This is a genomic window from Pseudomonas sp. 2995-3, assembly GCF_002742565.1.
GTDB classification, from domain to species: Bacteria; Pseudomonadota; Gammaproteobacteria; order Pseudomonadales; family Pseudomonadaceae; genus Aquipseudomonas; species Aquipseudomonas edaphica.
Genome location: NZ_LJSB01000187.1, coordinates 108554 through 118581, shown reverse-complemented (window position 1 = coordinate 118581; position 10028 = coordinate 108554). Strand labels below are relative to the sequence as shown.

General features: G+C 59.6%; 10 protein-coding genes and 4 tRNA genes. 2 read left to right on the top strand and 12 right to left on the bottom strand.

The window, feature by feature from the left end; all coding sequences use genetic code 11:
• Nucleotide 1: 1 nt before the first annotated feature.
• From AOA62_RS17100 to rluD, 7 genes are all read right to left on the bottom strand, one after another.
• Nucleotides 2–75 (bottom strand) — tRNA-Pro (locus tag AOA62_RS17100).
• Between the two features lie 94 nt (nucleotides 76–169).
• Nucleotides 170–245, bottom strand: a tRNA-Lys gene (locus AOA62_RS17095).
• 5 nt (nucleotides 246–250) lie between these two features.
• Nucleotides 251–327, bottom strand: a tRNA-Pro gene (locus AOA62_RS17090).
• Nucleotides 328–337: 10 nt separating this feature from the next.
• Nucleotides 338–413, bottom strand: a tRNA-Asn gene (locus AOA62_RS17085).
• Between the two features lie 303 nt (nucleotides 414–716).
• On the bottom strand, nucleotides 717–3281 hold the full coding sequence (gene clpB / locus AOA62_RS17080) for an ATP-dependent chaperone ClpB (RefSeq protein ID WP_017137594.1): 2565 nt from the start codon (nucleotides 3279–3281) through the stop codon (nucleotides 717–719).
• Nucleotides 3282–3430: 149 nt separating this feature from the next.
• Nucleotides 3431–4156, bottom strand: coding sequence for a peptidoglycan editing factor PgeF (gene pgeF / locus AOA62_RS17075; protein WP_099549240.1), 726 nt, complete (start codon nucleotides 4154–4156; stop codon nucleotides 3431–3433).
• Nucleotides 4153–5115 (bottom strand): 23S rRNA pseudouridine(1911/1915/1917) synthase RluD, encoded by a 963-nt coding sequence (gene rluD, locus AOA62_RS17070; protein ID WP_017137596.1) that lies wholly within the window; start codon nucleotides 5113–5115, stop codon nucleotides 4153–4155. The genes pgeF and rluD overlap by 4 nt, the downstream gene beginning before the upstream one ends.
• Nucleotides 5116–5264: 149 nt before the next feature.
• Between rluD and AOA62_RS17065 the strand changes: the two genes are divergently transcribed.
• The gene (locus AOA62_RS17065; RefSeq protein WP_017137597.1) at nucleotides 5265–6290 is read left to right on the top strand and encodes an outer membrane protein assembly factor BamD; all 1026 of its coding nucleotides are present in this window, start codon (nucleotides 5265–5267) and stop codon (nucleotides 6288–6290) included.
• A 126-nt stretch (nucleotides 6291–6416) separates the two neighbouring features.
• Nucleotides 6417–6650, top strand: a complete 234-nt coding sequence (locus AOA62_RS17060; RefSeq protein WP_099549239.1) for a PP0621 family protein — start codon at nucleotides 6417–6419, stop codon at nucleotides 6648–6650.
• On the opposite strand, the gene thiO is transcribed toward AOA62_RS17060, so the two are convergent.
• The 5 genes from thiO to pilV all read right to left on the bottom strand — a co-directional run bounded on the left by thiO (nucleotide 6637) and on the right by pilV (nucleotide 9945).
• Nucleotides 6637–7746, bottom strand: a complete 1110-nt coding sequence (gene thiO / locus AOA62_RS17055; protein WP_099549238.1) for a glycine oxidase ThiO — start codon at nucleotides 7744–7746, stop codon at nucleotides 6637–6639. The two genes, AOA62_RS17060 and thiO, sit on opposite strands and share 14 nt — an antisense overlap.
• 62 nt (nucleotides 7747–7808) lie before the next feature.
• Nucleotides 7809–8210, bottom strand: a complete 402-nt coding sequence (locus tag AOA62_RS17050) for a type IV pilin protein (protein WP_017137600.1) — start codon at nucleotides 8208–8210, stop codon at nucleotides 7809–7811.
• A gap of 14 nt (nucleotides 8211–8224) precedes the next feature.
• Complete coding sequence (locus tag AOA62_RS17045; RefSeq protein WP_099549237.1) at nucleotides 8225–8749, bottom strand: PilX N-terminal domain-containing pilus assembly protein; 525 nt, start codon at nucleotides 8747–8749, stop codon at nucleotides 8225–8227.
• A 6-nt stretch (nucleotides 8750–8755) separates the two neighbouring features.
• On the bottom strand, nucleotides 8756–9463 hold the full coding sequence (locus AOA62_RS17040) for a PilW family protein (protein WP_017137602.1): 708 nt from the start codon (nucleotides 9461–9463) through the stop codon (nucleotides 8756–8758).
• A complete protein-coding gene (gene pilV, locus AOA62_RS17035) occupies nucleotides 9460–9945 on the bottom strand; it encodes a type IV pilus modification protein PilV (RefSeq protein WP_099549236.1) in 486 nt (161 codons plus the stop codon). Before pilV ends, AOA62_RS17040 begins: the two co-directional genes overlap by 4 nt.
• Nucleotides 9946–10028: the final 83 nt, after the last annotated feature.

The following is a 10028-nucleotide window of genomic DNA, read 5'->3' as shown; positions in this document are numbered from 1 at the left end:
GTCGGGGTAAGGGGATTCGAACTCCTGACATCCTGCTCCCAAAGCAGGCGCGCTACCGGACTGCGCTATACCCCGGTAAAAAAAAGGCGACCTCTCAGTCGCCTTCTTCGATCAGTGCTTTTGGCCTCTGATCTTAAGATTCGATTCCAGCGTTAACTGGTCTCAAAAATGGTGGGTCGTGTGGGATTCGAACCTACGACCAATTGGTTAAAAGCCAACTGCTCTACCAACTGAGCTAACGACCCAAAAATGGTCGGGGTAAGGGGATTCGAACTCCTGACATCCTGCTCCCAAAGCAGGCGCGCTACCGGACTGCGCTATACCCCGGTTTTGAAATTGGCTCCGTGACCAGGACTCGAACCTGGGACCCAATGATTAACAGTCATTTGCTCTACCGACTGAGCTATCACGGAACTACATATTTCAAATTTACAACTTCTACTGCTTTACAACCTTCTCATCGGCTTGTCCGTATCGCTACGTTCACGTCTCTGAGGCGCGCTATTCTACAATCTTAAAAAACCCTGTCAACCCTTTAAATTGCTTTTAAGACAATGATTTGCGCTTGTTTCTGATTTCTTCTTGGGGAGAAGAAACCCGTGGGCTGACGTTGCTGCGGGGCGCACTTTACAAGCCTTTGCCTTACAGTTCAACGCCCTATCGAAAAAAAAGGCCCCGCAATGCGGGGCCTCCTCTTATCGCCTTACAGTCTGGGCTTAGTGGAAGACGATTTCGTCGTTTTCCACCGTGGCCGCCACGCTGGTCCCCGGCATGAAGCTGCCCGACAGGATCAACTGCGCCAACGGGTTCTCGATCCAGCGCTGTATCGCACGTTTCAGAGGCCGTGCGCCGTACACGGGGTCGTAACCCACCGCGATCAGCTTGTCCAACGCCTCGCTGCTCAGCTCCAGGTCAAGCTCACGCTCGGCCAGGCGGCTACGCAGACGGCCCAACTGGATCTCGGTAATACCCGCGATCTGATCCCGCGCCAGAGGCTCGAAGATCACCACTTCATCGACCCGGTTGATAAATTCCGGACGGAAGTGCGAGGTCAGCGCATCCATCACCGCAGCGCGCTGGGCCTCACGATCACCGACCAGCTCCTGGATCTGCGCCGAGCCCAGGTTAGAGGTCATCACGATCACCGTATTGCGAAAGTCCACAGTGCGCCCGTGGCTGTCCGTCAACCGGCCATCTTCCAGCACCTGCAGCAAGATGTTGAACACATCCGGGTGGGCCTTCTCGACCTCATCCAGCAGGATCACCGAGTAAGGCTTACGCCGCACGGCTTCGGTCAGGTAACCGCCTTCTTCATAGCCCACATAGCCTGGTGGAGCACCGATCAGGCGCGCCACCGAGTGTTTCTCCATGAATTCGGACATATCGATGCGCACCATGGCCTCTTCAGTATCAAAGAGGAACTCGGCCAATGCCTTGCACAGCTCGGTCTTACCCACGCCGGTTGGGCCGAGGAACATAAACGAGCCGCTCGGACGATTCGGGTCGGACAAACCGGCCCGCGAACGCCGTACCGCATTGGACACTGCCACCACGGCCTCTTCCTGGCCGATGACGCGCTGGTGCAGCAGGCTTTCCATTTTCAGCAGCTTGTCGCGCTCGCCTTCAAGCATTTTCGACACGGGAATGCCGGTCCACTTGGAGACCACTTCGGCAATTTCTTCCTCGGTCACCTTGCTGCGCAGCAGCTGATTCTCGGGCTTGCCGTGCTGGTCAACCATTTGCAGGCTGCGCTCCAGGTCCGGGATCACCCCGTACTGCAACTCGGCCATGCGGTTCAGGTCGCCTTTACGGCGCGCTGCTTCCAGCTCCTGACGGGACTGCTCGATCTTTTGCTGGATCTGCGCAGAACCCTGCACTTCGGCTTTTTCCGAGGTCCAGATTTCTTCGAGGTCCGAATACTCGCGCTCCAAACGCAGGATTTCTTCCTGAAGTTTTTCCAGGCGTTTCTTCGCTGCGTCGTCCTCTTCTTTCTTAAGTGCCTGGGATTCAACTTTCAGCTGAATCAGGCGCCGATCCAGGCGGTCGAGCACTTCCGGCTTGGAATCGATCTCCATGCGAATGCGGCTGGCCGCTTCGTCGATGAGGTCGATGGCCTTGTCCGGCAACTGACGGTCGGTGATATAGCGATGGCTCAGTTTGGCCGCCGCAATGATCGCGCCGTCAGTGATCGCCACCTTGTGGTGCACCTCATAACGCTCTTTGAGGCCACGCAGGATGGCGATGGTGTCTTCTTCGCTCGGTTCTTCCACCAGTACTTTCTGGAAGCGGCGCTCAAGGGCCGCGTCCTTTTCAATGTACTGGCGGTATTCGTTGAGCGTGGTCGCGCCAACGCAATGCAACTCACCCCGAGCCAATGCGGGCTTGAGCATATTGCCGGCATCCATCGAACCTTCGCCCTTGCCGGCGCCGACCATGGTGTGCAGTTCATCGATAAACAGAATGATCTGCCCTTCCTGTTTCGACAGTTCATTAAGCAGGGACTTCAGGCGTTCTTCGAACTCGCCACGGAACTTGGCACCGGCGATCAGCGAACCCATGTCCAGCGACAACAAGCGCTTGCCTTTAAGGCCGTCCGGCACTTCACCATTGATGATGCGCTGGGCCAGGCCTTCGGCAATCGCGGTCTTACCCACGCCAGGCTCACCGATCAGCACAGGGTTGTTCTTGGTGCGGCGTTGCAACACCTGGATGGTGCGACGAATTTCGTCGTCACGGCCGATCACCGGGTCCAGCTTGCCTTCTTCGGCGCGCTTGGTCAGGTCGACGGTGTATTTGTCCAGGGCCTGGCGCGACTCCTCATGATTGGGGTCATTCACCGCCTCGCCGCCACGCAGGTTGTTGATGGCGTTTTCCAGAGCTTTTTTGCTCACGCCCTGGCCCAACAACAATTTGCCAAGCTTGCTGTTGTCGTCCATCGCGGCGAGCAGCACCAGTTCGCTGGAAATGAACTGGTCACCTTTCTGCTGGGCCAGGCGATCGGCCTGGTTAAGCAGGCGCGCCAAGTCCTGCGACATGTTCACGTCGCCGGTAGGGTTTTGGATTTTCGGCAGTTGGTCGAGCTCTTTGCTCAACTCCTTGCGCAGGCTGTTGACGTCAAAGCCCACCTGCATCAGCAAGGGCTTGATAGAACCACCTTGCTGTTCCAGGAGCGCCTGCATCAAGTGCGCAGGCTCAATCGCCGGATGGTCGAGGCCGACCGCCAGGGATTGGGAATCCGAGAGTGCCAACTGCAATTTGCTGGTTAAACGATCAATACGCATTAGTCACCTTCCTTTTGAGCAGGCCGGAGCTAGAAATACACATCCTGAATGAAGAAACCTGCCAGATACCCTTATAGATGGGGTGGATTCTGGAAGATTCAAGCAACTGATCCTTGATGTGGATCAGCATTGACCCAAGTCAGGAGAGTCTAGCGCTCAAGCCAGATAAGGGAGGCGAACCGACCGGTGCGCGGGCTGCGACGATAGGAAAAGAAGCGTGGGTCGGTAACGGTGCATAAACCGCCACCATATACAGCAGTGACACCGCGCGCGGCCAGGCGCAGGCGCGCCAACTGGTAAATATCGGCCATGTACTTGCCGGGGTTGCGGCTAGGTACAAAGGCCTCGGCCGTGGCTGGCAGTTGCTGCATGAAGGCTTCACGCACTTCGGGGCCGACCTCAAACGCTTGCGGGCCGATGGCCGGGCCTAGCCACACCAGCACTTCGCCGGGCTCGGCATTCAAGCTTTCGAAGGCAGCTTCCAATACACCGGCCGCCAACCCGCGCCAACCGGCATGGGCAGCCGCCACACGTGTGCCGGCGCGGTTGCAGAACAACGCGGGCAGGCAATCGGCGGTCATTGAGGTGCAGGCAATGCCGGGTGTGCTGGTCCAACTGGCGTCGGCTTCAGCGATACGCGAAGGGTCAGCCTCCACCACGGTTATCCCGTGAACCTGGCGTAACCAGGCAGGCTGGATAGTAAAAGCGTCGGTAAGACGGCGACGATTTTCAAGGACGGCCTCAAGGCTGTCCTCGACATGATCGCCCAGATTAAGGCTGTCGAACGGCGCCAGACTGACGCCGCCCGCACGGGTGGTGACGCAGGCTTTGACTCCCGACGGCGCGGGCCAGTCAGGAATCAGCCAGTCACTCATCCTACAAACGCCTCGCGATCCTGCTTGAGCAGCGACAACAACCAGACCAGATCGTCCGGCAGAGGCGATTCCCAGCTCATCCGCTTACCGCTCGTCGGATGATCCAGCTCCAGGAAACGTGCATGCAGTGCCTGGCGCGGGAAGGTTTTCAGCGATTCAACCATGGTCTGGCTGGCCGCTGGCGGAATACGGAAGCGACCACCGTAGGCCGGATCTCCGACCAACGGGAAGTTGATGTGCGCCATATGCACGCGAATCTGGTGCGTGCGGCCGGTCTCCAGCTTCACCCGCACATGCGTGTGGGAGCGGAAACGCTCCAGCACACGGTAGTGGCTGACGGCCGGCTTGCCGCCTTCCATCACAGCCATACGCTGGCGCTGCTGGCCGTGGCGGCCGATCGGGGCGTTGATCTTGCCACCCGCCACCACCACGCCGATCACGATGCATTCGTAGATCCTGCTGACACTGCGGGCCTGCAATTGTGTGACCAACTGCGTCTGCGCCTGAATGGTCTTGGCCACCACCATCAAGCCGGTGGTGTCCTTGTCCAGGCGGTGCACGATGCCGCAGCGCGGCACGTTGACGATGTCCGGCACGTGGTGCAACAAGGCATTGAGCAAAGTGCCATCAGCGTGCCCGACCGCCGGGTGAACCACCAGGCCTGCAGGTTTGTTGATGACCAGGATGTCATCGTCTTCATAGACGATATCCAGCTCGATGTCTTGGGCGACCCATTCTCCCTGGGCTTCCTGCTCGGCAGTCAGCTCAAGAATCGCACCGCCATGGACTATGTCTCGCGGGCGGATAACCGCTCCATCCACAGTCAGGCGGCCGTCTTTGATCCAGGCGGAAAGGCGCGAGCGCGAGTGCTCAGCGAATAATTGTGCGGCGACTTGATCGAGGCGTTGGCCGCCCAATTCGGACGGCACCTCTGCGCGAAGTTCAATTTTATCGGACATGCTCAGACTAGGCGTGGCACAGCCTTTGGTTTCGGCTGCGCGCTTGTGGTTAAATACGGCGTCTTTTGCCCCGAGGCTTTCAACGGGGCGCTCATCATAACAGGACGGCCCCGCCCAAGACAGCGGCCGTCATAGGGACGCAAGCCGCCATGCAAGTGAAACACCTGCTGCTGATCGCCATCCTCGCCATGACTGCTGCTTGCTCGTCAACAAAGGAAGTCGTCGACGAAAACCTGAGCGAAGTCGAGCTGTATCAATTAGCTCAAAAAGACTTGGACAATAATAGCTACACCAGTGCCACAGCCAAGCTGAAGGCCCTGGAGTCGCGCTATCCGTTCGGGCGCTATGCCGACCAGGCACAGCTCGAGCTGATCTACGCCAACTACAAGAACGCGGAGCCGGAAGCTGCAAAATCCGCCGCCGAGCGTTTCATCCGCCTGCACCCGCAGCACCCGAACGTGGACTACGCCTACTACATGAAGGGCCTGACCTCGTTCGACCAGGATGTTGGCCTGCTGGCGCGCTTCCTGCCGCTGGACATGACCAAGCGTGACCCTGGTGCTGCCCGCGACTCCTTCAACGAGTTCGCCCAGCTCACCAGCCGCTACCCCAACAGCCGCTACTCGCCGGACGCCAAGCAGCGCATGATCTACCTGCGCAACCTGCTGGCGTCCTACGAGATTCACGTGGCCGACTACTACCTGACCCGTCAGGCGTATGTAGCTGCCGCCAACCGTGGTCGTTATGTAGTTGAGAACTTCCAGGAGACCCCATCCGTGGGTGATGGCCTGGCGGTGATGACCCAGGCTTACCAGGCATTGCACCTGGATGCATTGGCAACCACCAGCCTGGAAACCCTGAAGCTCAACTACCCGGACTCCCCAAGTCTGAAAGACGGCCAGTTCGTGCCTCGGGTAGCTGAAGCAGACAACCGTTCCTGGTTGAGCAAATACACCCTGGGCCTGATCAGTTCCCGCCCACCGTTGCCGCCGGGCGAAACCCGCGCCAACCAGGACGTGATGAAGCAGTTCCAGGACGCCAAGGAAGCCATTCCTTCGGAGCTCAAGCCGCATGACGCCAATGGCGACGTGATCGAAGAAGAAGCACCGCAGGCCCTGGGCAACAATGAAGACCGTTCGTGGTTCAGCTACATGACCTTCGGCGTGTTTGACTGATTGCACACAGCGTCATCAAGAAGGAGCCTCTCGAGGCTCCTTTTTTGTGGGCGTCTTGTTATTGCGCTGTGCGCTTGCCACGCGCTTGGCTAAACTGGCGCATTCCCTGTCGAGAAACTGCCCATCATGCTTCGTCTACTGTTCTGGATTGCCGTCATTGCTGCCGCGGTATGGTTCTGGCGCAAATTCAAAAGCCCGGCGGCTAAACAGCAACGCTCCGCCGAGCCGGGCGCGGCCCTGATGGTGCGCTGCGCCCACTGCGGCGTGCACCTGCCGCAGGATCGCGCACTCAATTCACGCCAGGAGTGGTACTGCACCCAGGCGCACCTGGAACAAGCGCCGAAGTCTATTCAGCGTTGATCCGACCGGCGGGCGCATACGGCGCCGGGTCAATGATCGGGGGACGCCCCAACAGCAAGTCAGCGAACAGTTGACAGGATGCCGGCGCGAGCACCAGCCCATTGCGATAATGCCCGCAGTTGAGCCAAAGCCCTTTGAAACCGGGCACTTCACCGATGTAAGGGATACCTTCCGGTGAACCGGGGCGCAAACCGGCCCAGTGACCTACGACCTGCGCGTCTGCCAGCGCGGGAATCAACTCCACCGCCGATGCCTTGAGACTTTCCAAGGCCGACTCGGTCGGGGTCTTGTCGAACCCTTCATGCTCCAGCGTGCTGCCGATCAGAATGTGCCCGTCACGCCGCGGGATCGCATAACGCCCTTTGGCCAGCACCATGCTCGACAAAAAATCCGACGCACATTTGTACAAAATCATTTGGCCTTTGACCGGCTCCACTGGCAGCGACAGACCCAGCTTGCCGAGTATTTCGCCGCTCCAGGCGCCCGCAGCCAGCACCACCTGATCGCCCAGGATCGGCCCCGCAGCGGTATTTACACCCACGACGTTGCCACCTTCAATAACAAACCCCTCCACTTCGCACTGCTCATGAAGGGTCACGCCCGGCAACGCCAACAGCGCAGCCTTGAGGGATTTGACCAGACGCGGGTTGCGCACATTGGCCACGTTCGCCATGTAGATCGCCTGGGAATATCCACCGCCCAGCACCGGCACGGCATCATGGGCGGCCGACACATCTACCTTGCTCAACGGGCGACCTTCTTGGGCAGCCCAAGCCAACGCTTGGGCTTCATCTTCCAGGTCCAACCAGTACAGGCCTGTGGTGTGAACCTCTGGATCAACCCCGGTGGCCGCAAACAGCCGCTCTGCCAACTGCGGGTAAAAATCCTGCGACCAATGGGCCAGTGCGGTGACCGCCGGGCTGTAGCGCCATGGATACAGCGGCGAAACAATGCCGCCACCCGCCCAGGAAGACTCCTGCCCAAGCCCCGACCGCTCCAGCAGCACCACGGCCTGCCCCTCCGTGGCCAGGTTAAACGCGGTCAACAAGCCGATGACACCGCCACCGACAATCACCACTTGCTGTTGCTTAGCCATCATTTGATCCAGCCGATAAAAAGGGAAAAGCGCACCCGGCGCCCATTCATCCAGTACTCTCATCATTGCCCCCAACACGCCTGGCGCGACATTTCAGGTATCGCGCCCGGGTTGCTGCGCACGCCGGTGCTGGACAAGCTGAACTCACCGCATGGGTCATTTGCCATGATGGCGCCGACTGCAGGCGAGGCGACCAGTGTGAATGACTGGGGGCTCAATGCAGTGCTGATTCTATAGTGATCATTGCCGGCACTGGCGCCGCTTGCATCAATAAAAGTGCCGTGGCGCGTGTAAAAACGTTCGAGGTGCTGCGCCTGCTCAATCAACAGTGCAACGATCTGCGCGCGGTAGGCTTTTTTCACCTGCCCGGTATACGCGGGGTAAGCAATCCCGGCCAAAAACGCGATGATCGCGACCGCGCCCAGTAACTCTATCAGGGTAAAACCTTGGCAATCCTTGCCCATTGATACGCTCCTTACTAGTGAAGTTGTCGCCATAGCACCCGATGAACGCTCAGACCGCCCTCTGCCTGTGCATAGACCGCCTCCAGCACCGTGCGCACTTGGCCACTGCTCCCAACCGCCGTCACGCGGTACAACGGGGCCGGTGTTTCGGCAGGCAAACCCGCCATCCCCACGCCCACTCCCAGGGATTGCACGCCATACAGGCCGCCCTTCAGGGCAACCCAAGTGACCGCTGACACGGGGTTTGTGCCAGCCTCTATCACCTGCGACGACTCGATCGGCGGCGCACAGGTATTGACTGCCCGACACACCGGCAGTGTCGCGCCTGCCCGCCGGATCACCGACTCACCCAACCGCAGGCCACTTTCGGCGCTTTGGAATGACTGGTTTCGATGCCATACGCTGCCGGTAATCTTTTGTTGGGACACCGCCCCTTGCATCGATGCCAGGCCGATCAGTGACAGCACCAGCAGAAACACCAGGCTGATCAGTAAAACCATGCCGGCTTGCCCTGCATAAAAGCGTTGAAGATTGAACATGCTGCCCTACCCCAACCGGTTTCGCAGGGCTGCGACGACGCTGTAGGCCTGATCTTTCACGCGCCCGGTCGGGTCTTGCAGCGTCATGCGCAGGCGTACGCTGCGGATCAGCGATTCATCCGCCGGGCTGGCGTCATAGCGCGCTACCTGAGGCGAACCTGGTTTGCCCGCCACGCCGAAACTGATGTCGAAGGCCTGCACGTTGTCCAACAGCACCGCCTTGGCCGGCGCCGCAGGCGTACTGACCTTCAATTGCCCAGTTTCATAGGTGTAGGTGAGTTGGCGCAGCGCAAAGCGGATCTGCCCTGGCATCGGTGGCGGTGAATTCCCCGCGTAGGCTTGGGCCGTGCCGAGGCAGTCAGAGAGCACCGTCCAGTCAGGCGTGCCGCCCTCACCTGCGACATCGGCGGTGACCAGCGTCAGCGACCAGGAACTGCCTGCAGAATGCCAACCCACAGGTTGATCAAAGGCTGACGGTGCGTTGTCGATAGAGGCTGTCGCCAGGCAGCCGAACATGCCCGCCTGGCGGATATCCCGGATCATCTTGCCCAGCACAAACCGCGCGTCATCCTGCAGCAGCATGGCGGCCTGTTGGCTGGCTTGAGTCGCGCGAGCGCTGATCGTCACCTGGCTGACACCCAGCACCAGCAGCAACCCGATAGCCAGCGCGAGCAACAACTCCACCAGGCTGAAGCCACGGACAAAGCTTCTCATTGAGGCGCCTGCGGGTCGCTGGTAATGCGGCTGGTGAGGATGAAGGTTTCCCGCGCCCCGGGCGTATTCGCCCCACGGGCATCATCCCAACTGATGCTCACGGTTACCTCGCCACTGCTGATCACCACCGAGCCTTTGGCGTCCTCGCCGGCGAAGCCGATGATATTGGCTTCGAAGTCATGCAGGTCCAGGTCCCGCACGCTGGCCGTCGCGCTAAGGACGGGGGCGGTTTGCGCGACCCCCCATGCATAGTCGGCGCCTGAGTTGGCGCGGATTCGGTCGAGCATATCGTAGGCAATGAAACTGGCCTGGCTGGTCATCCTTGAGCTGTCGGTGTACTTGAGTGCATTGAGCTGGGTCACTGCGGCGCCCAGCAACCCGACGGCGAGAATCAGCACCGCCACCAGCACTTCGATCAAGGTCATGCCGGTTTGCTGTCGAGGCAGCGCGCAGGGAAAAAGTCTGTTCGGGCAGGCAAGCATTACCGTCGTCATCCGTGTCGAAGGCTGAAAAAAGCAGCGCAATGCTGCTGTGAGACCCAAGACTAGCGCCGGTTTTTGGCTCG